Origin of the sequence: Saezia sanguinis (assembly GCF_963921665.1) — a bacterium.
GTDB classification, from domain to species: Bacteria; Pseudomonadota; Gammaproteobacteria; order Burkholderiales; family Burkholderiaceae_C; genus Saezia; species Saezia sanguinis.
This window is the reverse complement of record NZ_CAWUGC010000004.1, coordinates 56,608-80,283: the sequence shown is the minus strand read 5'-3', so window position 1 is coordinate 80,283 and position 23,676 is coordinate 56,608. Positions and strand designations below refer to the sequence as shown.

Sequence of the window (23,676 nt, the reverse complement as noted above, 5' to 3'; positions counted from 1 at the left end):
TGTTTTTTTGATTATTTATCTCGATAAAACAACAATCTAAGCCACTTTTCAGCCAACGCATACTTATTTTTTATGCACTATTGCACAAACACAGTTCCTTTTTGGAGCAGGGTTATAAAAATACGGCAACAGACTCTTTATATTACGTAAGGCACATGCATTTACTTTAAAAGAATCAAAGGGATTTATCACCCCATCACCATGATGGCAACAAGGTTGATTCGCTTGCGGATACGCCGGAAAAACCACCAATCATGTGAATTTTGATCTTCCGATTTTTGCATCACTGCACCTTGTTTATTTATTACCGGGCACTTATTGATATGAATAAAAATGCTTTTCGATCTATCTGGAACTCTTCATTGGGCACATGGGTTGCGGCATCGGAAATTGCCCGCTCCCATGGTAAAGGCACTGGTGCAACCGCGACAGCCGTACGCGGCAATGCGCTTGCTGTCACACCATCCAGATGGTCGGGACTGCGTTTAACGGCAGTAGCCTTGGCCACATGCCTGTTCACGGCACTCTCCCAGGCGGCAACGGTTACATGGGTCAACACCGGCGAAGACGACTGGATGACCGGCTCCAACTGGGATACCGCGACAACACCCGGCAGCGGCGATGCAGTGGTCATCAACAATGGCGGCACCGCCGTGATCGGCACCGGCCAGTCTGTCGGCGCCAACGCTGTCACTACCGGCACATCAGCTGGCAACGGGTCATTGACGGTTCAGGGCAGCCTGAGCAGCAGCACCATCACGGTGGGTTCTGGCGGCACCGGCATACTGACCGTTGATGGCGGCAGTGTGACAAGCACTTTCCTGAATGTTGGCCAAAGCAGCGGCAGCAACGGCACCATCATTGTCAATAATGGCGGTACGATTACCGGCGGGCAATACCTTAACATCGGCTCCACCGGCACCGGCACACTGATACTGAACAGCGGTACGGTGCAAACCGGAACCGGTTACTCCATCCGCATTGGAGAGCAGTCCGGCTCTGTCGGCGAAGTCATCGTGAACGGCGGATTGTTGCGCGGCAGCTATGGTGCCGATAACTTTGTCATTGGCCGCTCCGGCCAGGGCACGCTTGAAATCAACAACGATGGGCGGGCCACAGCCACCTGGATATTTATCGGCGGCGAATACCGCAACGGCAACCTGGCTGCGCAAGGCGGTACCGGCATTGTCAGGCTCAATGACAACGCTGTGCTCACATCGGATTCAGGCATTGTCGTGGGCGGGCTCAACAGCCCGGGACACATCACCGTCAATGACAATGCCTCCCTGCTCACAACAGGCTCCAGCAATCTTTACATCGGCTACGGAGGCTTGGGCACACTGGAAATGAACGGCGGAACAACCACCGTTGCAAGCGGGCTGTATCTGGGAACATTGAGCGGCAGCGAGGGACAGGTCACCATCAATGACGGAACGCTCCAGGTACAGAACATCAATGGCATACAGGTTGGTGCGGCTGCCAAAGGCACACTCACCATCAACGGGGGCCTGGTCAGCACCATTTCTGGTACTGTGGTGATAGGTGCCAACAGCACGGCACAGGGCATCGTCACCATCAATGACGGTACCATGAATGCAGGCAGCTCCACCATGTATATTGGTGGCAATGGCCAGGGCACGCTCACCATGACCGGCGGGCGTTTCATCCACACCAATGCGACATGGATCGGCACGTATGCCGGCTCGCAAGGGTTTGTCAACCTGAACGGCGGCACATTCGAAACCAGCCAGTTCAGCGGCTTTAACGGCTCGTCTTATGTCACATTCAACGGTGGCACGCTCAAGGCCCTTGCGTCCAACGGCACATTCATCCAGAATCTGACATCATTAACGATTGGCACCAACGGCGGCACCATTGATTCCAACGGTTTCAACATCGGTCTGAACAGCAGCATGACCGGCGCCAGCAACGCCAGTATCACCAAAGCAGGTGCAGGTACACTCACCGTCAACAGCAACAACAGCGGCTACCAGGGTGCTGTCATCGTTGATCAGGGCACGCTGGCACTGAGCACAGCCAACACCTTTGCCAACACCGCCTCAACCACCCTGAACGGCTCCAGCATCATTGACACGCTGAACACCACACAAACGCTCAATACCCTCAGCGGCGATACCGGCACAACGGTTACCGCAGGCAGCGGCATACTGACACTGAACAATGCCAGCGGGCAGAACTCCACCTTTTCCGGCACTATTACCAGTACCAATGTGGTCAATAAAACTGGCGGGGGAGCGCTCACACTGGATAACAACTCTCAGATCGGTGCGCTCAACCATTCGGCAGGCACGCTGAACATCACCGCCAACAAAACCGTCACCGTGGCAGGTGCTGCCAACGTGGACGGCAGCAGCACAGTACTGGGCGTGACCGCCAGCAACGCGCCGGCCATTATTGCCAATACGGCGACGCTGACCAATATCCCCAGTATCGACATCATCGGTTACGACCCCGTCAACGACACTGGCCGCTATACACTGGTACAGACCAGTGGCGGCATCACAGGCGCGTTTTCTCCAACAGTCGGGGGCGTTCACCTTTCCAACTTTGTCGATCTGGACAAATACCTGATCGGCTCAGCCTTTATGGACGGCAATGACCTGGTCGCCGACCTGACCCTGGTGTGGAACAACACCGTGGCCGGCGGCGCGCACGGCACCTTCAATATCGCTGGCAACAACTCTTTTAATCTGGGTGTGAATCTGGAAGACAAAAGCGGCGCGGCTCTCGGATTCGGCTGGGACGGCACCACGCTCACCAAAACCGGCACCGGTACTCTGCAGCTCGACGGTGTCAACACCTATACCGGCCTGACCGATGTGCAGGCCGGCACACTGGTTGTTGGCAGCAGCTCAACACTGGGCAGCGCCACGGTTGCCGGCGATGTGGACGTGCAGTCAGGCGCCACGCTGGGCGGGCATGGTCAGATTCTGGGCCATGTGCGCCTGCTTGGCGGCGCCACCATTGCACCGGGCAACTCTATTGGCACACTCACTGTCGGCAACATCACTTTTGAACCTGGCTCCATCTATGCGTTTGAAGCGCATGAGGACGGCTCAGCCGACAAAATCATCGCAACCGGCGCAGCCACCATCAATGGCGGCACCGTCAGCGTGCTGGCCAACGGCAATATCTGGAAAACAACCGATATATACAACATTCTGGCAACCAGCAACGGCGTAGCCGGCACGTATGAAGGCGTAACCAGCAACCTGGCCTTTCTCGACCCGACACTCACCTATGATGCAGACAATGTTTACCTGACCTTCAAGCGCAATGAAACCGGGCTGGACGACATCGGCCTGACCTTTAATCAGAGGGATATCGGTAAAGGCATTGAGAGCCTGGGTGAAGGCAACACCATTTACGACACCATTGTCAGCCTGGACCGCAATTCCGCGCTCAATGCCTATGACAACCTCAGTGGCGAAATACACGCCAGCCTCAAAGGCGCACTGCTGACCAACAGCCGCTATGTGCGTGCTGCGGTCAATCAGCACCTGGACAGCCGGAGCAATGGCCTGCTGCAACCGCAGCCTGAGCCGGCCAGCAACCTGTGGGCCAGCGCCTGGGCGCACGACGGCCACATCAAAAGCGACGGCAATGCTGCGCGTGCAGACAACCGGGGCGGCGGTTTCCTGATCGGCTATGACAGGCCAATAGGCGAATACAGCACGCTGGGTATTGCGGCCGGTTACGAGCAGACCAAGGTCGATGTGGGTGGCATCCGCAACAGCAGTGCCACGGTGGACGCCTATCATGTCATGACCTACGGCAGCACGCAGGTTGGTGTGGTCGATCTGCGTGGCGGCATCGGTTATGCCCGGCTCGATGTGGATACAACCCGCAACATCTGGGTTGCCAACCTGCAATCTGCCAACAAAGCCGACTACAAAGGCTCTCAGGTACAGGCCTTTGCCGAGGGCAGCCATACCTTCGCGCTGAATGACAACGCCAGCCTCACGCCATATGCCAACCTGGCGTTCACCCGGGTCAAAACCAACAGCTTTAATGAAACCGGCAACATCACGGCACTGCACAGCAGCGGCCAGGCCGACCACCGGACCACCACCACGCTGGGCGTGCGGGGCAACTGGAAACTGGGAGAACAGCAGCAGCACGCCATATATGCCGACCTGGGCTGGCAGCACCATTTTGGCAGCCAGACAACTGAGGCTAAACTGAACTTCATCGGCGGCACACCCTTTACCATTCTGGGGCCGGAACTTGGTCGCGACAGCGCCATCATCGGTGTGGGAGCCCATCTGCAATTGCGCCCCGACATGAACCTGAACATCGGGTATGAAGGCGAATACGGCTCACAAGTCAAAGACAATGCGCTGAAACTGCAGTTTGAGTGGAAGTTCTAAACGGACCATGTTAAATCACGGTCAGGAGGCCACCCGCGCAGGGTACTGCGGCCTCCTGCGCCTGTAAAAGGCCAGCTCCCGCTGCCTGTCCATTCAAAACCGTTGCAGCCAGCCCCCTGCATCTGGTCAGACCAGATTTAATCTGGTATCACCGGCGATAAGTTAATAAAAATCAACATACTGATGCACAAGCACGCACAAGAATGTATAACTATAAGCAGAATTGTCTAAGTATGAAAGGCTTTATCATGTACTTTGACCACATTGAAGTACCCGTGCCCTGTTCTGTTTGCAGAGAAAAATTCAAACTCTGCGTAGGGAAGATCAAAAACAGCCCGACCGTTATCTGCCCACACTGCCAGCACCGTATGGACATTGACGGCTCAGATCTGAAAGCGGCTACTTATTGGGTGGACAAGTGCATTTCCCGCCTTAAACGCATGCCCAAGGCACACGCCTGAAAGCAGCGCTGCAGGCCGTATCTGCTTTGCCCTGCGCCTGCGCAGCTTCTGTCATGTTGCCATGCATATCCGGGTGTTACCATCGCACCCAATGACATATGTGTGCAGCAGCATTCCGGTTCTGTGGCAGTTTCCTTTATACCCAAACATCAATTTCAATACAGCTATTGCCAATGCGGCTCGTATATTAACGGTCCGTATATCAGCGGTCCATATGTTAGCGGCCCATACCCGTCTGCTCTCCCATCCCAATAAAACAAAAACATACGGCAATGCAGCCCCCTGGCCTGTCATGCGCCGTTTCTTGCTACACTTTCAGGCACACTAAGCAAGCACACACCTCTCTTACCATGGTTGACATGTTTTCACCTGCTTTTCGGGCCATGCGCTTTCTGTTTTGGAGCATCAGACAGCTTCTCTCACTGTTGCTGGCGGCTGCCATGCTGATACCTGCCGTATATGCCCAAACACCGGACACAGAACCCGCACCTGCTGCGCAGACGCTGCATTCCACAGAAACCCGTTTTTACGACGACCTGCTGACAACCGACAGGCTGAGTGCACGCCTGATCATCACCGAAGAAGACCAGCAAGAGGCCCATGTGATGCTGGAAGTCGACGGTGATCTGATTGACTGCACCAACAACATTACACACGATGCCTATTGTCTGCACGCTGTGTTTGTACCCGTTACATACGGCAACCCGCCCGACGAAACAGGCATTGCCACCACGCTCAGCCACAATGGTTCTTCACTGCGGCTGCAACAACCGGCACAACTGATGGAGCGCATTCAGTCGGAACAGCCATTTGAGCTTTATGTTTTGCTCAGAAACAATGGCTATGCATCCTTCACTTTTGATCCGTCCATACACCTGCCGCCGCCTGAAACCGATGATGAGCCACTATCGCATGGTCTGGATGAAGACGCCCCCTAGGGTCAGGACTCATTACGCCTGATACGCTAAAACCGCAGATAAGCCCCTTGTTTTCCTGTTTTTACCGCAGCCGATAACCATATGGTGCGCCGGTGTTTCTTTTGTCAACTTGAAAACAAACCGTCTGGATGGTATCTTTATAACATGAAGCAACATACAGAAAACGCTTATCAACGAAAAAAGCAGCCCGAACGGGTACGTGCTCAATTGCTGGAGGCCAGCGCACATATGATCCTTGCTCAGGGTGTTGCCGGTCTGACCCTGGATGCTGTCGCCCAAATGGCAGGTGTCAGCAAAGGGGGACTGCTGCATCACTTTGCCAGCAAGCAGGCCTTGCTGGATGCACTGTACAACGAACTGCTGGAGCAAATGGATGCCCAGATCAGCAACGCCATGAAAAAAGACCCCCTAACCTTTGGCAGCTTTTCACGCGCCTACATCACTGTCAATACCACGGCCTCATCACAAAAAAAACAGGCTCGGCTCATTGAAGTCATGATGCTGGAATCTCTTTCGCAAGAAAAAATGCGCCAGCGCTGGGACACTTGGCTTGAACAGCGGCTTCACAAAAGCGGGCCGGAAGAACGCTCTGTCCGCCTGATGCTGGCCCGGTATGCCGCCGATGGCTTATGGCTCAACGATTTGATGCACACGGCTCAGCCAGGTGCCAGACAGCGTAAAACCATCATCCGGCAACTGCTTGCAATGACTCTACCCGCACAGGAAACAGAACAGACATGAATACATCACTCATGACATACGGTTCACTGGCTGCGGCCATCGTCTGTGAAATCATCGGCACCACAGCACTCAAACAAACCGAACAATTCACACAATGGATACCGTCCGTGATTTGCATTGCCGGCTACATCGCGGCCTTTTTCTTTCTATCCATCACGCTGCGTTTTATCCCGGTAGGCATTGCCTACGCCATCTGGAGCGGCGTCGGTATTGTGCTGATCTCGCTGATAGGCATCGTGTTCTTTCAACAGCACCTGGATCTGGCTGCATGGATAGGCCTGACATTGATCATTGCCGGTGTCGTGGTTGTCAATGTGTTTTCCAAATCCGGCGTGCACTGATGCACACGGCTGAATGCACGTCTAGGCACTTTTGCAAAATCCCCAAATGAACACCCAGCAGCATCACAGCCGTTAAAAAATATATTGCCTTTTATTTCAAGCCCACGAGCATATCATCACGGTAATCGCGGCAGGTTTGCTCACTGGCATTGGCCAGAATGGAGTGCGTATCGTTATTCATCTGCACCAGTTCTTCCTGCGGATAGCCCGGCAGTGTATTGAGCTTGCTTTCCACGCCCAGAACGTAAGCATCATAGGCCTCTTTACAAACGCCAACCAGTTGTGCCCGTGCATGCTGTGTCCCATCATAGCCAAGCGCGTTCAGGGATTCACCCTGGGTGATAATACTTTGGGCTGATGCACCAATACCGGCAGCCATGAATCCAAATGCCACAAATATACCAGCCAGACGACGTCGTTGATTGCCTTGCATGTTGAGTCTCCTTATATTTTGTGAGGGAATGTTCAAACGGCAAAACATCATTCGTGCGTATTAAAGGGGAACAATGCACACAATGTGCTGTGCCAGTCGTTATAGTACTACGCCCCAGAGCAGCACCAACCGAACCCCTGACTTCGTCAGGGTCGGACCGTCCAGGAGACGCCACCTTTGATCAGGATTAACGCTGATCAAGCAACAGATGGATTAAGCAAAGATGATTTATTTTTTCTTATAGGGGTTTTCCACCCCGGGTGGCAGACGGCGAAAGCGCTTATAACCCCACCAGTACTGATCCGGCCAGCGCATGATGACCTCCTCCAGCCCGCGGTTCATGGCAGCCGTACCCTGCTGCGGATCGGATATTTCCGCAGGTGCATCCATGCAGTAAAAACGGAAACCCCGTCCCCAGGAAAGCCGTTTAGCCACAAAGAAAATCACTGGCGCCCCGGATTTACCGGCCAGCTTGCTGACCAGGTCCATGGTATGCGCCGGATGCCCAAAAAACGGCGCATACTGGCCTGAGCCTTCGGGAGGATCGTGGTCGGGCAGAATACCGATCATTTCGCGGCGTTTCAGCGCGGCCAGCAAGGCACGCACACCACCAGAATCGGTGGACGCCAGCTTGATATTTTTCATCCGGGAACGCCCCGGGTTCATCATCTCATTGGCCTTGCCGTCAGCCCGCGTCTGCGGTTTATACAACACCGTCAGCGGGCCAATCATCGCGCCGACAAAACTGCTCAGCTCCCACGCACCCAGATGCGGCGTGAGGAAAATGGCGGCTCCCCCGCTGCGTTCTGTGCGTGCCCGTAAATCGGCCAGCATTTTTTCATCGTTCAGCCATCTTTTAAGCCGGAAAGCCGGGCCATACCAGAATGCAGGGGCTTCAACAATGGCTTTTGCGGTTTCGATCAGGCTGCGGCGAATCAGGCGTTTTTGTGCCCGCGGGCTCCAGTCAGGCAAACACCAGGCGATCTGCTGCGTGGCTGTGCGTTTTTGTGAGTTAGGAATAAACCACATGATCCAGCCCGCCAGCCAGCCAATGCTGTGCAAAACAGGCAATGGCAACCAGCCGGCTAAACGAAGCAAAAACTGTGTCATAACAGGCAGCAGAGAAAATGGTTAAACAACAAAACAGAGCGCATTGGCAAATGCAGGATACCAGCCAGTATATACATGTTTACGAACTGCGCCGGTCCGCCAGCGCATGGGCAATCGTACCCAGGTCCACATATTCCAGTTCTGCCCCCGCAGGCACGCCGCGCGCCAGCCGGGTTACCTTGATGCCATGCGGTTTCAGGTACTGGCTGATTACATAGGCGGTGGCCTCTCCTTCAGCGGTAAAGTTAGTGGCCAGAATCACCTCGCGCACCTTGCCATCCAGCGCTCTGGTATACAGGTGCTGCAACCCGATTTCATCAGGCCCGACGCTATCCAGCGGGCTTAAATGCCCCATCAGCACATAGTACAGGCCGTTATAGGTGCGCGTTCTCTCCATGGCGGCCTGGTCGGCCGGGTTTTCCACCACGCACAACTGCGTGACATCACGCGTGGCGTCAGCGCACACATCGCAGATGTCGCCTTCGGTAAAGGTATGGCACAGCTTGCAATGGTGCGTGTGCTCAACCGCATGACGCAATGCCTGTGCCAGTTCTAAAGCACCCTTGTGATCGTATTGCAGCAAATGGAACGCCATGCGCTGCGCCGATTTGACGCCTACGCCCGGCAGGCAGCGCAAAGCCTGTACCAGTGCTTCCAGTGTGGAGTTTTCAGCCATTGTCCCCTCTGCCACCCGGCAAAATCATGGAACGACAACAGGCACAGCCTTCAGACCATACCCATTGGCAGAAACAGGGAACCTGGTCAGAACGGCAGTTTCATGCCGGGCGGCAATGCCATACCGGCTGTAATGCTGCTCAGGCGTTCTTTTTCGGTTTCCGCAGCGCGGCGCATGGCATCATTCATGGCAGCGGCCAGCAGGTCTTCGACCATTTCCTTGTCTTCCTGCAACAGGCTGGGATCAATTTCCACACGTTTGACATCGTGCTTGCAGGTCATGGTGATTTTCACCAGCCCGGCACCGGATTGCCCTTCAACCTCCACAGTAGCCAGCTCATCATGCGCTTTTTTCAAATTATCCTGCATGGCCTGGGCCTGCTTCATCATATTGGCGAGTTGTCCTTTATTGAACATGTGACGCTTCTTTCTTCCATCAAAAAGAGTAATTGTATGCAAACTGCGTTAACTACACATTGTGCATGCGAAATAAGTGTGCCTGTTTGCGGAAAACCACAGTCTGCTGATGGTTCCCCAGGCACAAACGGGTCCCCAGCTACCTGAGGCCAAAATCATTCGAGCGGCCGCACGGTGCCTGGAACCACCCTGGCCCCCGGAAACTCCTGCAGCCATTTCTGCACATCCTGGTCAGCTTCAACCGCTGCCTGTGCCTGTGCCTGCCGCTGCGCCAGAAAGGCCTGTATACGCAATGCCGGCGTATCGCTCACCTCTCCATACGTCACGGCCACAGCAACCGGATGAGCCAGATACGCCTGCAGCGCATCTGCCAGCTTCTGGCGGTTGTTATCCTGCATCAGTGTCTTACGGGCGCATACCAGTTCCCATTGCTGCTCGTCAGAACTGATCTGCACCGCCTGGGCATTCAGCGCCAGTTCCCGCGCCAGTGCGTTGATGGCGCCAGTATCCACCAGTGCGTTGACCACTTCGGTCCAGCGTTGTGCCTGCGGTGTACTTTCCGGCAGTTGTATGGGCTGTACAGGTACAGCAGAATCTGCATCACGCGCTGCGGGTGCTGCCATACCTCCGGCCGTTTCAGAATATGCAGGCTGTTGTGCGGCACTGTTTGTACCGGCATAACTGGCAGCCCCGTTCTGGGACTGTTTATCCTTGGGCAATCTGTCCTTGGACTCTCTGTCGCCTTGATCCGTAACGCTCTGCCCGGCAGCAGGGGCTGTATAAGGTGCAGAAGGTGTATAAGACCCTTCCTCGTGCGGCACCTCATCCACCCAGGGCGGCAGATCATCCTCAACGGTCGCCGCCACTGCCTGGGGCGGCGGAGAATCCATTTTTCCCGGTTGTGACGCAGCACATTCCGGCAAGTTTCCATCTCCAGTATCAGACGACCTTGACATCTGCGAAACAGGCCTGACCTGCGTGGTTACAGGCGCCGGAGCTTCCTGCTGCGGACTTGCCTGCACAGGCTGTGCGGCTGTCTGCTGCGCATTTGGGGCGCTTTCAGCACCAGCCTGCCCGACAATGGAAGCGGGAGCAGGAGTGGAAACAGGGGGAGGGATAGGAGTAGGAGCAGAAACAACCGGCTGAGAAGCCGCCTTTTGCTCAGCGCCCGAAACCGGCGGAACCGGCCGGGGTGTCAATTGTGGTGTTTTTTTTTCTGCCGTCCCGGCTCCCGTTGCCGGAATCGCTACCTGCCCGGCAGGTTGAAATGCCAGCAGGCGCAGCAGCACCATCACCAGCGCCGCATACTCGTCGCTGGCAAGCCCCAGCTCGTCCTGTCCGCGCAACAAAATGCTGTAAAGCAACTGTATTTCATCGGGAGCCATCAAAGACGCCAGCGCGGCAATCGCAGCGTCATCCGGGTCGCCCGCCTGCAGTGCATCGGGCACCACCTGCAATACAGCCATACGCTGCAATACAGTCGCCATTTCATCCAGCGCAGCCGTAGCGGCCAGCCCCTGGGTGCGCATGAAATCCACCAGTTCGATCACCGCCTTGCCGTTGCCTGCCGCAAGGGCCTCTATCAACTGGTAAACATGGCTGCGGTCAATCGAGCCCAGCATCTGCCGCACGCCATTTTCTTCCATGGTGCCGTTGCCGTAAGCAATGGCCTGATCCGTCAGCGACAGCGCATCACGCATGGAGCCATGCGCAGCACGTGAAAGCAAACGCAGGCTGCCCGCGTCAAACGGAATCTGCTCGGCAGACAGCACCTGCTGCAAATGCTCAAACACGGTTTCCGGCGCCATTGGCCGCAAGTTAAACTGCAGGCAGCGTGACAGCACGGTGACCGGCACTTTCTGCGGATCGGTCGTTGCCAGCACAAATTTCAGGTATTCCGGCGGCTCTTCCAGCGTTTTAAGCATCGCGTTGAACGCTGTATTGGAAAGCATGTGCACTTCGTCGATCATGAACACTTTAAAGCGCCCGACCACCGGCTTATAAACCGCCTGCTCCAGCAGTTGTGAAATCTCGTCCACACCGCGGTTGGATGCCGCATCCAGCTCCACATAATCGACAAAACGGCCGGCATCAATATCCAGGCAGGCCTGACAGACGCCACAGGGGTGCGACGTAATGCCGCCCTGCCCATCCTGCCCCAAACAGTTGAGCGACTTGGCCAGAATGCGGGAAACCGTTGTCTTTCCCACCCCGCGCGTACCGGTAAACAAATACGCATGGTGCAGGCGCTGCGTCTGCAGCGCATTGGTCAGCGCCTGGACGACATGGTCCTGCCCCACCATCTCAGAGAAGGTTTTAGGGCGGTATTTTCGGGCCAGAACAAGATAACTCATAGCCTTGAATTCTACGTGTTCTGGTTATTTTTTGTTTGGCAGGTTTTTACTTCCTTATAGAAACAAAAGCATATACACTGACCTTTTGAAATACAGCCAAAAACAACACCATGAAAAAACTGCTGCCCTTGATATTTTTCCTGTGGACCACGGTCTGGGCCCAGTCGTGCCCGCCTCAGGCACTTTGCGCCAGCAATTCGCTGTGGAATAACCCCAACCACCTGACCATTGACTTTCAGGTGGATGAGCCGCAAGTTCATCTGGCCCTTGAAGCGTGGTTTCACGATGAAGAAAACATCAGCATTGAAATGAGCGGCGAGCAAAGCGGCAGGCTGAAACTGATCGACGGCAAACTGCTGCTGACCCAGGGCATCGATTTCGACGAAAACCACATGATTGATGCGCTGGATGGCGTTGCCCTGAACACCGCACTGGTAATGAACCTGCTGCAGGCCGCTTATGAAAAAGGCCCGGCACAACTCAAAGAACCCGTAACCGCAGAAGTGAAAGACCAAAACAGAAGCCTTATCGCAGGCACAAGAAGTGCATCAGCCAACATACCGCCGCCCTGGCAACTGAGCGCAGAGATACAGCCACAGCCCGAGCCCGCCGCTGATCATCCTGCATTTCGCTACCACCTGCTGCTGCACATCAACAATCGGCAAATGCGGATCAGCGGCCTTTGGGAACAACGCTCAACCCCACCGGCGCTGGATGCCGATATGCCCCTGCAGGGCTGGCAGGTGTATACACTGGGGCCACGTACCTTCCGAGATGGGAGCTCAACCATTTACGACTATGGCTCCACGCTTTTGGACACGCCGGCCAAAACGCTGGGCGAGCTGATACAAAGCCAGCAAGCACAAACACCTTAGCGCTTAACCCCTCAGCCACCTAAGCCATAACTTAAGGGCTGGCGTGATAAAACAGCGGGAAAGGGCAAAGGACAGCAAAAGGCAGCAAAGGGGCAGAGATGTCCCTGCACCTTTCCCTGAAAGCCAAACTCGCATACAATTGCTCGCTGGTGGGCCTCCCCGCATGGTAAAACAGCCAACCGGGTCAGGTGGGGAACCAAGCAGCCCTAACTGTGTAGCCAGTGCCGGGTACAGGCTCACCTCCTTATTTTTTCCGGGTGAACACTGTCGCAAAAGCCGTTCACCCGATCTTGTGCAATACCGCACAAACCGAAGCCGTTCTACACTGCAGAATGTGGCTTTTTAATGACACTGTTCCCCTCCGCACTCTCCTGTTTCCCTTTCATTGGGTTGCTCGGGACCTTTACCAAAATTTTGGCCGGATCATGCCAGCGCTGACGGGACCCTTGATGTAGCCAAAGCACGTGTCCATAAAACAATCATTTCAGCTTTGTCAAATCATTTGCTTTTCGGCCTCTGCCTCTGGCGATCTCCATACTGCTAAATAGACCGGCAAAACCCGGTAAAATGCAAGAGCGTGTTAACACGCCCACGATGGCGGAAAATGACCGTCATGGTTCGGCTGTGTGCAAATTTGTACTTCAGCGCAAATGATTTATACATACATTGACAGAATCCATGAACGCACCCACGACAATTGAGAATTTGCTGGCTACCCATGAGAACGCACCTCGGCTGCGGGAGATACCCTATAACTACACCTCCTTCTCCGACCAGGAAATCATCCGGCGCCTGCTTGGCGATCGTGGCTGGGAGCTGATGCAGGCCTTGCGCAGCGAACGCCAGACGGGCCGTTCTGCGCGCATGATCTATGAGATTCTGGGTGACATCTGGGTTGCACGCCGCAACCCCTACCTGCAGGACGACCTGCTTGATAATCCCAAACGCCGCGGCCAGTTGATTGACGCCCTGCAGCACCGCATTCGCGAATGCCAGAAACGCCGCCAGCCGCAGCAAGACCTGCAACGCGACGAAATGGTCGGCGAGCTGATCGGGCTCACCCGCAAATCCATTGACGACTTTGCCGACTCGCTGCATGCCACGCAGGAACTGCGCCAGCGGGCCCGCCATGTGTTTGGCAAACACACCCGCAACGACAACATCTGCTTTGATGGCCTGTCGCGCGTTTCCCATGTGACCGACGCCACCGACTGGCGCGTGGAATACCCGTTTGTCGTGCTCACCCCCGACAGCGAACAGGAAATCGCCAAACTGGTGAAAGACTGTATTGATCTGGGGCTGACCATCATTGCGCGTGGCGGCGGCACCTGCTATACGGGCGGCGCCATTCCGCTGATCTGGCAAACCGCAGTCATCAATACCGAAAAGCTCGACACCATTTCGGCTGTAGAGCAAATTGACATTCCCGGCGTCGATCATCCGGTGCCCACCATCCATACCGAAGCCGGTGTGGTGACACAACGCGTCTCCGAAACAGCCGAAGCGGCCGGTTTTGTATTCGCAGTAGACCCCACCTCGGCCGAAGCCTCGTGCGTGGGCGGCAACATCGCCATGAACGCCGGCGGCAAAAAAGCCGTGCTGTGGGGTACGGCGCTGGACAATCTGGTCTCCTGGCGCATGGTCACCCCTGACATGCAGTGGCTCGAAGTCACCCGCATCAACCACAACCTGGGCAAAATTCACGACGCTGAAGTGGCCAGCTTTGAACTGCAATACTTCGAAATGGATGGCAAAACACCCATCCGCACCGAACGGCTCGATATTCCGGGGCAGCGCTTCCGCAAAGAAGGCCTGGGCAAAGACGTCACCGACAAATTCCTCAGCGGCCTGCCCGGCGTGCAAAAGGAAGGGTGCGACGGCATCATCACCAGCGCGCGCTGGGTGGTGCACCGCATGCCCGAGCATACCCGCACGGTTTGCCTGGAGTTTTTCGGCAACGCCAAAGACGTGGTGCCCAGCATTGTTGAAATCAAAGACTACATGTTCTCGCTGGTCAAAGACGGCGGCGTCGAAATCCCCGGCAAACCCGAGCTGGGCCGCGTACCGGTGCTGCTGGCAGGTCTTGAACACCTGGATGAGCGCTATCTGCGCGCTGTAGGCTACGTGACCAAGTCCACCCAGCATAATGCCGACCTGCCCAAAATGGCGCTGTTTGGCGACATTGTGGGCGACAACCCTGAAGCGGTGGAACTGGTCACCAACGAAGTGGTCCGGCTGGCCGGCAGCCGCAGCGGCGAAGGCTTTATCGCCATCACCCCCGAAGCACGCAAAAAATTCTGGGCCGACCGCAAGCGCACCGCCGCTATCAGCCGCCATACCAACGCGTTCAAAATCAATGAAGACGTGGTGATACCGCTGCCGCACATGGGCGAATACACCAACGGCATTGAGCACATCAACATCGAACTCTCGCTGCAAAACAAACTCAGGCTGGCAGATGAGCTGATACAGTTTTTCCAGCGCGGCCATATCCCGCTGGGCAAAAGCGATTCGGATGACGCCGTGCCCTCAGAAGATGTGGTGCAGGAGCGCATTGCCCTGGCGCTGAAACTGTTGAACAAAGTCCGTGAGCAATGGCAAACCTGGCTCAACACCATGGACAACGCTCCGGCAGACGGCAGCGCCACCATTTTTGAGCAGTTGCAGGACCACAGCCTGCGCGCCTCGTGGAAAACACAGATCCGCCAGCCGCTGCGCGAAATGTTCAGCAGCCCTATTTTCAAGCCGGTACTCGATGAATGCCAGGCCATTCACAAACGTGTGCTGCGTTCACGCGTGTTTGTTGCGCTGCACATGCACGCGGGCGACGGCAACGTGCACACCAACATTCCGGTCAACTCTGACGACTACGAAATGCTGCGCACCGCGCATGCGGCGGTCAAGCGCATCATGGCGCTGGCGCGCTCGCTCGATGGCGTCATCTCCGGTGAACACGGCATTGGCATCACCAAGCTGGAATTCCTCTCGGATGCCGAAATCGGCGACTTTGAAGCCTACAAACAAAAAGTCGACCCGGAAGGACGCTTTAACTACGGCAAGCTGCTGCGGCACGGGCCGGTCAAGGCCGACCTGACCAACGCCTATACACCCAGCTTTGGCCTGCTTGGGTATGAGTCGCTGCTGATGCAGCGCTCAGACATCGGCAATATCGCCAATTCGGTTAAAGACTGCCTGCGCTGCGGTAAATGCAAGCCGGTATGCTCAACCCATGTGCCGCGGGCCAACCTGCTGTATTCGCCGCGCAATAAAATCCTGGGCACCTCTTTGCTGATTGAAGCCTTCCTGTATGAAGAGCAGACCCGGCGCGGCATCTCCATCCGCCACTGGGACGAATTTGCCGACATTGCAGAACACTGCACCGTCTGCCACCGCTGCTTGGCGCCCTGCCCGGTCAACATTGACTATGGCGACGTCAGCATGAACATGCGCAACCTGCTGCACCAACTGGGCGAAGGCCGTACCAACATGGCCGGCAAAATGGCGATGTTCTTCCTGAACTCGACCAAGCCCGAAACCATCAAGGCCACCCGCACCGCCATGAGCCTGGGTTACAAGGCCCAGCGGCTGGGCAATGACGTGCTGCGCGGCTTTGCCAGCCTGCAGGTCAAGCACCCGCCGGCTACAGTGGGCAAAGCGCCGCTGCGCGAGCAGATTGTGCACTTTGTCAACAAAAAACTACCCGACGGGCTGCCCAAGCGCACCGCACGCGCGCTGCTCAACATTGAAGACCGCGAATACGTGCCGGTGATCCGCAACCCCAAAACCACAACGCCCGATGCTGAAGCCGTGTTTTACTTCCCCGGCTGTGGTTCTGAGCGCCTGTTCTCGCAGGTCGGGCTGGCCACGCAGGCCATGTTGTGGCATGCGGGCGTACAGACCGTACTGCCGCCGGGCTACCTGTGCTGCGGTTACCCGCAGCGCGGCGCCGGCCAGTTTGAGAAAGCCAACCAGATCATCACCGACAACCGGGTACTGTTCCACCGCGTGGCCAATACGCTGAATTACCTGGACATCAAAACCGTGGTGGTCAGTTGCGGCACCTGCTACGACCAGATCATCGGTTACGAGTTTGACAAAATTTTCCCCGGCTCGCGCATCATCGACATTCACGAGTATCTGCTGGAAAAAGGCATCACCCTGCCAACACAGGACAATGCCTACCTGTACCATGACCCGTGTCACTCGCCGATGAAACTGCAGGACCCGATGAAAACCGTCAAAGGGCTGGTCGGCCCGCACGTCATGAAAAATGACCGTTGCTGCGGTGAGTCCGGTGCGTTCGGTGTGGTGCGCCCTGACGTGGCCACCCAGGTCCGCTTTCGCAAAGTGGAAGAACTGCGCAAGGACGAAAAAACCATGCGCGAACAGGTCGCCACGCCCGAAAACGGTGTGCAGCCGCAGCGTAACCTGAAAATCCTCACCTCATGCCCAAGCTGCCTGCAAGGCCTGTCGCGCTACAACCATGACCTCAACAGCGGCCTGCTCGAAGCCGATTATGTGGTGGTGGAAATGGCGCGCACCATCCTGGGCGAGCACTGGATGGCCGATTACATCCGCCATGCCAGCACCGACGGGATTGAACGGGTATTGTTGTAATGTGCATGGCTGCTTTGCAGCCAGCAGCATTTCAACACCAACACACTTTCGCCACAGCCTGAGCGCTGTGGCGGACCTGTTGTTATTGTTGTTGGTCTGACATCCAGCCAAGGGCCGGCCATACCGGCGCAGGCCAAAGGAAACAAGCATGAGCCAATCCGCAGACGCATTTTTGACTTTTCAGGAAAAATACCTCGCGCAGCTCAAAACAAAATCCTTCAGCGAACTGTCCGCCTTGCCGCCCAAAACCCATATCCAGTCACCCGACAACCTTGGCCGCTGGAAAACCTACCTGCTCAGAAAAGCAGGGGAAAACGGCGGCGTCAGAATCGAAGTGGATGGTTATCAAAGATTCCTGCTTATTTTCACGACCGGATTCAGAACTGGTTTTGAAATGCTCAGCGATGGCACGCTACTGGAAGATGACACCACCGTTGACGATGGTGACGATTAAAGCGAAGTGAAAACACCGTGCATGCCATGCATGTCAGGGTGCAAAATAAAATTTTTCAAATAAGCCATGCGGCCTGGCGTCCAGGCGTTCCACCAGATATTCAAGAAAAACCTTTAACGCCAGCGATGTGTCCAGCCGCGAGGCAAATACCGCATAAATGGTTTCAGGCGAAGACCATTCAGGAAATAACTGCTGCAACGAGCCCTTCTCAAATTCGGGCTGGCAGAACGCCTGCGGCAACAATGCAACACCGGCCCCGGCAAGCACGGCCTGAATCAAGACCGCTAGGTTGTTGGAAACCAGATAAGGCGCAAGCCTGATACGGTGCTGCTCTGGCGCTGCCGGCAGCAGGTGATCCTTATCGGCCTTGCCTTTGCGGCCAGCTTGACGCTGAAGCGCCGCTTTGTGCTGCAACGCCCATGTCAGACTGCCCTCGGCCTGTGCCCCGGCAGCCGCCTGCACCAGTGTAGGCAAATGACTCAAACTGTCTAAGCCGGTCAGTTGGCTTTTGTGCTTTTCGATCCAGGCAGGGCTTGCCACCACAATATCCTGCTGCAGCCCCAGTGTTCTCATGCGTAAACCGGAATCAGCCAAAGGCAGCGCCCTGGCACAGATCGCCAGATCAATGCCTTCATTCAAAATATTCACTTCATGGCTTGCAGCCAGCAGTTCCAGGTGCACATCGGGGTAGCGTTGCAAAAATCCTGGCAGCATCGGCGCCAGCAGCAATTGCGTCATCATCACTGGGGCGCTGACTTTCAGCCACCCCTGGGGCCTGTTTTGCACGTTGCTGATCACCTGCCTGGCCATCTCGGCCTGCTCCAGCATGCGGTTGCATTGCTGTGCATATTGCAGTCCGGTCTCTGTCAGCGAAAAGTGGCGCGATGTGCGCTTGATCAACTGCACCCCCAGGTGCTCCTCCAGCCGTGCAACACGACGGCTCATGAATGATTTGGACAGCCCCAGCATACGCGCCGCCTGGGTGTACCCCTGATACTGAGCCACCGCCGCAAAACAGGCCATATCGCCGAGTTCATCGCAAATGTCGTGTTGCTTCATCGTCAGTCACCTGCTTAATCGTTCTATTTTTAGAACATAAAATCATATTTTTCGGTATTTTATTTCAAAAATAAAACAATTACACTTTATTCATTGATACAGCCTTTGCAGCTATTGAACAACGGAAAGGAATACTGCCATGAACATTCTGCACATTGACTCCAGCCCCTTCGCATCAACTTCCACCTCACGCATGCTGGGCGCCAAATTCATTGCCGCTTTACGGCAAAAGTATGCTGATGTACAGGTGATCCATCGGGATGTCGGGCTTAACCCGCCGAACCATTTATCGGCTGCGGCCATGCAGGCCATGCGCAGTGGGCAAAATAACGATCTGCCCGAATCGGTCACGGCAGAAATCGCTGAAATCGACTGGGCTATCCAGGAGTTAATGACCTGCGACATGCTGGTGATCGGCGCGCCGATGTACAACCACAGCATACCGAGCCACCTGAAAGCCTGGATTGACCAGGTGTGCCAAGCCAGGCGGACCTTCAAATACGGGCCTCACGGCCCCGTGGGACTGGTTGATGACAAGCCTGTGTTCATCATTTCATCGCGCGGTAATCTTTACAGCACCGAAGCGCTACGCGAGCATGATTTTCAGGAACCATTTCTGGTATCCATACTTGGGCTGATGGGGCTTAAAAACGTCACTGTGATCAGAGCCGAAGGCATCGGCCTGTCAGAGCAGCACCGGGCCCAGGCCATAGAACAAGCCGAGCAGCAGATTACCGAGTTGGTCAGGGCAGAGAAATACCTGCTGGCAGCCTGAACAGGCATCAAATCAACAGCAGAAAAAAAGTCAGCGCAACTGAATCAGAACTTCGTTGGGTTTGAGCATGCCCAGCTCTCTGCGGGCCTGCTCTTCCAGAATTTCGCTGCCTTCGCCCAGATCCTGCACTTCGGCGCGTAACTGGGCGTTACGCAGGCGCAACTGCGCATTGCTTTTTTGCGCATCAGTCAGTTGTGTTTGCAGCGTTTTCATGTGGGCAATGCTGCTGCCCTCGCCCCACCAGAGTTCATACTGGATCAGCGCGAGCAGCGCGGTAAGCACAGCGGCAATTAAAAAACGCATGACAATGTCATCAAAGGGGAATTAACCTCTAAACTGCCTGAAATATACAGCAAATATTCCTATCTTACCGCAAATTATAAAAGGCCGAACGTCCCGGGTAAACCGCAACATCGCCCAGGTCTTCCTCAATGCGCAGCAGTTGGTTGTATTTCGCCATGCGGTCAGAGCGGCTCATCGAACCGGTTTTGATCTGTCCGGCATTGGTCCCCACGGCAATATCGGCAATGGTGGAGTCTTCGGTTTCACCCGAACGGTGGCTGATCACTGACGTATAGTTGGCGCGCTTGGCCATTTCAATGGCGGCAAACGTTTCGCTCAGGGTGCCGATCTGGTTGATTTTGATCAGAATGGAGTTGGCAACGTCGCGCTCAATACCTTCTTTGAGGATTTTGGTGTTGGTCACAAACAGATCGTCACCCACCAGCTGCACCTTGTCACCCAGGCGCAGCGTCAGTTTCTCCCAGCCGTCCCAGTCGTTTTCGGCCATGCCGTCTTCAATGCTGATGATCGGGTATTTGCTGCACCAGTTGGCCAGCATGTCAATCCACTCTTCAGAATTGAGTGTCAGGCCTTCGCCGCCCAGCACATATTTGCCGTCTTTGTAAAATTCGCTGGATGCGCAGTCCAGCCCCAGAACCACCTGCTCTCCGGCGGTATAGCCGGCCTTTTCGATTGCCTGCAAAATCAGCTCGATAGCGGCTTCCTGTCCGTTGACGCTGGGCGCAAAACCACCTTCATCACCCACGGCAGTGCTCATGCCTTTGTCATTGATGATGGATTTGAGTGTATGGAAAATTTCAGCGCCATAGCGAATGGCTTCGCGGAATGTCGGCGCGCCCACCGGCAAAATCATGAACTCCTGCACGTCCAGGTTGTTATTGGCATGTGCGCCGCCGTTGATCACGTTCATCATCGGCACCGGCAGTTGCACACTGCCCATGCCGCCAAAATAACGGTACAGCGGCAGGCCGGATTCTTCGGCCGCAGCGCGCGCCACCGCCATCGATACGGCCAGCATCGCATTGGCACCCAGGCGGCTTTTATTGTCAGTACCATCAAGCTCAATCAGCGTCTGGTCCAGAAACGATTGTTCAGATGCATCCAGCCCCAGAATGGCTTCAGAAATTTCGGTATTGATATGCTCCACCGCATTCAGAACGCCTTTTCCGTTAAAACGGCTTTTATCGCCGTCGCGCAGCTCTATGGCTTCACGGCTGCCGGTGGATGCACCACTGGGAACGGCGGCACGCCCCATGGCGCCCGACTCCAGCAACACATCGCATTCCACGGTTGGGTTACCGCGACTGTCCATGATTTCGCGGCCGATGATATCAACAATAGCACTCATGAAAAACCTCTCAAACGCATCTAAGTTATAAAAATGGGGGGACAAGCTCTGACAGCGCCAATCTGCGCCTGCCTGCTGAACGCTGCAATCTCACGTATCCATCAAGTCGCTGTCGTCGTTGTCGTCATTATCAAAACCATCCACCGCAATCATGCGCATCACAGCAGCCCCGGCACGGGCATCACGCGCCGCACGGTATTCGGGTGAATTGTAAAACTGCCTGGCGCCCTGCATGTTGGGAAACTTCAGCACCACCATACGCGCCGGACTCCAGTCGCCTTCCAGCACCTCCACCGCCCCGCCACGCACGCAAATCTGCGCGTGATAGGTGTTCATGGCAATGGTGGAAAGTTTTTTATATTCTTCATACTGCTGGGGATTGGTCACATCCACATAGGCAATGATGTATGCACTCATGAGATATTGCTCCTGTAAATTAAAACGCAGTATGACACAATCACAACACCCCTGATCACGTCACCAGAGCAGCCCGCAGGCTGCCTGGCGCGATTGTAGCCTGATTCAGGACGTGCTAACAGACTCTAGTTTTTGTCCTGTTGCGTCTTGTGCTCCAGCGCAGCATGAATAAAAGAATTGAACAGCGGATGCCCGTTCCACGGTGTGGACTTGAATTCCGGGTGGAACTGCACCCCCATGAACCAGGGGTGCACCGTCTGCGGCAGCTCGACAATCTCAGTCAGGTGCTCCTGCTGCGTCAGTGCGGAAATCACCAGCCCGGCTGCACGCAGTTGGTCCAGGTAGTTCACGTTGGCTTCATATCGATGCCGGTGCCGCTCGGTCACCACATCACCATAAATCTGGTGTGCCAATGTACCAGGCTGCACGTCGGAGCTTTGCGCCCCCAGCCGCATGGTGCCGCCCATGTCCGACTGGGCACTGCGCTGCTGCAGATTGCCTTCACGGTCGCGCCATTCGGTAATCAGGGCAATCACCGGCTCGGGCGTATCCGGATTAAATTCGGTACTGTTGGCATTTTGCAAACCGGCCATGTTACGCGCGTATTCAATGGTTGCAACCTGCATACCCAGACAAATGCCCAGGTAGGGAATGCGATGCTCACGCGCATAACGTGCCGTGGCAATCTTGCCTTCGACGCCGCGAATGCCAAACCCGCCCGGCACCAGAATGGCATCATAACGGCCCAACTGGTTGACGTTATCAGCGCAGATGGTTTCCGAGTCGATATAGCTGATGTTCACTTTGGCGTGGTTATGAATGCCGGCATGGCGCAGCGCCTCATTGAGCGACTTGTAGGAGTCCGACAAGTCCACATACTTGCCCACCATCGCCACCTTGATCTCATCCTTGGGATGCTCCACCTCATACACCAGCGCATCCCAGCGTTGCAGATTGGCCGGCTGGCAGTTCAGATGCAGTTTTTTGCAGATCAGGTCATCCAGCCCCTGTTCATGCAGAATACGGGGTACTTTATAGATGGTATCGGCGTCAGGCACCGAAATCACGCCATTGGTCACCACGTTGGTGAACAGCGAAATCTTGTCCCGCTCTTCATCGGGAATATAACGGTCAGCCCGGCACAACAGCGCATCAGGCTGAATACCGATTTCACGCAGCTTTTGCACCGTATGCTGGGTCGGTTTGGTTTTCAGCTCGCCAGCCGATGGAATCCACGGCACATAGGTCAGGTGCACAAATGCGGTCTGATCAGGCCCCAGGCGCAGGCTCATCTGGCGCACTGCCTCCAGGAACGGCTGCGACTCAATATCACCCACCGTACCGCCAATTTCCACAATCGCCACATCCACCGCATCGGGCGTATCCAGCCCGGCGCCTTTTTTAATGTAGGCCTGGATTTCATTGGTCACATGCGGAATCACCTGCACCGTTTTGCCCAGGTAATCGCCATGGCGCTCTTTTTCCAGCACGCTCTTGTAAATCTGGCCGCTGGTAAAGTTGTTGGCCTTGCGCATGCGCGTACTGATAAAACGCTCATAATGCCCCAGATCCAGGTCGGTTTCAGCACCGTCATCGGTGACAAAAACCTCGCCATGCTGAAACGGAGACATCGTACCCGGGTCCACGTTCAGATACGGGTCCATTTTTATGAGGGTGACTTTGAGGCCGCGCGATTCAAGGATCGCAGCCAAGGAAGCAGCAGCCACGCCCTTACCTAAGGAGGACACGACACCGCCGGTGACGAAAACGAATTTAGTCATTGTGCAGTTGAGGCGATACAGCTTATTTGAGCTTTTCGCAAAGCAGGTAAAACGTGATTATAACGATCTGGCAAAACTTGGCTACGGATAGCGCACTAAGTCATGGTATTGCTGTCTACAAGGCAACATTGCGGTATACATGATCGGTGCAATTAAGGTATCTTTCACCTCAGATGCTGGTGTAAT

At 55.4% G+C, this 23,676-nt stretch carries 19 protein-coding genes and 1 other RNA gene; 10 read left to right on the top strand and 10 right to left on the bottom strand.

The genetic code is table 11. The features are described from left to right. Positions 1-323 precede the first annotated feature (323 nt). From AACY98_RS03775 to AACY98_RS03755, 5 genes are all read left to right on the top strand, one after another. The gene (locus AACY98_RS03775; RefSeq protein WP_339801791.1) at positions 324-4,391 is read left to right on the top strand and encodes an autotransporter domain-containing protein; all 4,068 of its coding nucleotides are present in this window, start codon (positions 324-326) and stop codon (positions 4,389-4,391) included. A gap of 248 nt (positions 4,392-4,639) precedes the next feature. Next, complete coding sequence (locus tag AACY98_RS03770; protein WP_339801788.1) at positions 4,640-4,852, top strand: hypothetical protein; 213 nt, start codon at positions 4,640-4,642, stop codon at positions 4,850-4,852. A gap of 359 nt (positions 4,853-5,211) precedes the next feature. Then, entirely contained in the window at positions 5,212-5,790 is a 579-nt protein-coding gene (locus tag AACY98_RS03765; RefSeq protein WP_339801785.1) for a hypothetical protein, read from the top strand. A gap of 144 nt (positions 5,791-5,934) precedes the next feature. Beyond that, on the top strand, positions 5,935-6,531 hold the full coding sequence (locus AACY98_RS03760) for a TetR/AcrR family transcriptional regulator (RefSeq protein WP_339801782.1): 597 nt from the start codon (positions 5,935-5,937) through the stop codon (positions 6,529-6,531). Positions 6,532-6,542: 11 nt separating this feature from the next. Beyond that, a complete protein-coding gene (locus tag AACY98_RS03755; protein ID WP_339801891.1) occupies positions 6,543-6,872 on the top strand; it encodes a DMT family transporter in 330 nt (109 codons plus the stop codon). 91 nt (positions 6,873-6,963) lie between these two features. Here AACY98_RS03755 and AACY98_RS03750 read toward each other — a convergent pair whose 3' ends face one another. The 5 genes from AACY98_RS03750 to dnaX all read right to left on the bottom strand — a co-directional run bounded on the left by AACY98_RS03750 (position 6,964) and on the right by dnaX (position 11,861). Then, positions 6,964-7,305, bottom strand: coding sequence for a hypothetical protein (locus AACY98_RS03750; RefSeq protein ID WP_339801779.1), 342 nt, complete (start codon positions 7,303-7,305; stop codon positions 6,964-6,966). A 228-nt stretch (positions 7,306-7,533) separates the two neighbouring features. Further along, complete coding sequence (locus AACY98_RS03745; RefSeq protein WP_339801777.1) at positions 7,534-8,415, bottom strand: lysophospholipid acyltransferase family protein; 882 nt, start codon at positions 8,413-8,415, stop codon at positions 7,534-7,536. A 79-nt stretch (positions 8,416-8,494) separates the two neighbouring features. Next, positions 8,495-9,091 carry a recombination mediator RecR gene (gene recR / locus AACY98_RS03740; RefSeq protein ID WP_339801774.1) on the bottom strand — a complete coding sequence of 199 codons (597 nt, stop codon included), beginning with the start codon at positions 9,089-9,091 and terminating at the stop codon, positions 8,495-8,497. 86 nt (positions 9,092-9,177) lie between these two features. Next, positions 9,178-9,507, bottom strand: coding sequence for a YbaB/EbfC family nucleoid-associated protein (locus AACY98_RS03735; RefSeq protein ID WP_126980902.1), 330 nt, complete (start codon positions 9,505-9,507; stop codon positions 9,178-9,180). A 155-nt stretch (positions 9,508-9,662) separates the two neighbouring features. Next, on the bottom strand, positions 9,663-11,861 hold the full coding sequence (gene dnaX, locus AACY98_RS03730; protein WP_339801771.1) for a DNA polymerase III subunit gamma/tau: 2,199 nt from the start codon (positions 11,859-11,861) through the stop codon (positions 9,663-9,665). Positions 11,862-11,971: 110 nt separating this feature from the next. Between dnaX and AACY98_RS03725 the strand changes: the two genes are divergently transcribed. From AACY98_RS03725 to AACY98_RS03710, 4 genes are all read left to right on the top strand, one after another. Next, complete coding sequence (locus tag AACY98_RS03725; protein ID WP_339801768.1) at positions 11,972-12,736, top strand: hypothetical protein; 765 nt, start codon at positions 11,972-11,974, stop codon at positions 12,734-12,736. A gap of 148 nt (positions 12,737-12,884) precedes the next feature. Continuing rightward, positions 12,885-12,980: signal recognition particle sRNA small type (ffs, locus tag AACY98_RS03720), an RNA gene on the top strand. 434 nt (positions 12,981-13,414) lie between these two features. Beyond that, positions 13,415-17,353: a DUF3683 domain-containing protein gene (locus AACY98_RS03715; protein ID WP_339801766.1), complete on the top strand. Its 3,939-nt coding sequence runs from the start codon at positions 13,415-13,417 to the stop codon at positions 17,351-17,353. Between the two features lie 148 nt (positions 17,354-17,501). Then, on the top strand, positions 17,502-17,807 hold the full coding sequence (locus tag AACY98_RS03710; protein WP_339801763.1) for a hypothetical protein: 306 nt from the start codon (positions 17,502-17,504) through the stop codon (positions 17,805-17,807). A gap of 33 nt (positions 17,808-17,840) precedes the next feature. On the opposite strand, the gene AACY98_RS03705 is transcribed toward AACY98_RS03710, so the two are convergent. Continuing rightward, complete coding sequence (locus tag AACY98_RS03705) at positions 17,841-18,866, bottom strand: LysR substrate-binding domain-containing protein (RefSeq protein ID WP_339801760.1); 1,026 nt, start codon at positions 18,864-18,866, stop codon at positions 17,841-17,843. 139 nt (positions 18,867-19,005) lie between these two features. Between AACY98_RS03705 and AACY98_RS03700 the strand changes: the two genes are divergently transcribed. Continuing rightward, positions 19,006-19,641 (top strand): FMN-dependent NADH-azoreductase, encoded by a 636-nt coding sequence (locus AACY98_RS03700; RefSeq protein WP_339801758.1) that lies wholly within the window; start codon positions 19,006-19,008, stop codon positions 19,639-19,641. 30 nt (positions 19,642-19,671) lie between these two features. On the opposite strand, the gene AACY98_RS03695 is transcribed toward AACY98_RS03700, so the two are convergent. From AACY98_RS03695 to AACY98_RS03680, 4 genes are all read right to left on the bottom strand, one after another. After that, positions 19,672-19,944: a septum formation initiator family protein gene (locus AACY98_RS03695; RefSeq protein WP_339801756.1), complete on the bottom strand. Its 273-nt coding sequence runs from the start codon at positions 19,942-19,944 to the stop codon at positions 19,672-19,674. Positions 19,945-20,008: 64 nt separating this feature from the next. Further along, positions 20,009-21,292 carry a phosphopyruvate hydratase gene (eno, locus tag AACY98_RS03690; protein ID WP_339801753.1) on the bottom strand — a complete coding sequence of 428 codons (1,284 nt, stop codon included), beginning with the start codon at positions 21,290-21,292 and terminating at the stop codon, positions 20,009-20,011. A 90-nt stretch (positions 21,293-21,382) separates the two neighbouring features. Continuing rightward, entirely contained in the window at positions 21,383-21,709 is a 327-nt protein-coding gene (locus tag AACY98_RS03685) for a DUF1330 domain-containing protein (RefSeq protein ID WP_339801750.1), read from the bottom strand. A gap of 125 nt (positions 21,710-21,834) precedes the next feature. After that, on the bottom strand, positions 21,835-23,490 hold the full coding sequence (locus AACY98_RS03680) for a CTP synthase (protein WP_339801748.1): 1,656 nt from the start codon (positions 23,488-23,490) through the stop codon (positions 21,835-21,837). Positions 23,491-23,676 lie beyond the last annotated feature (186 nt).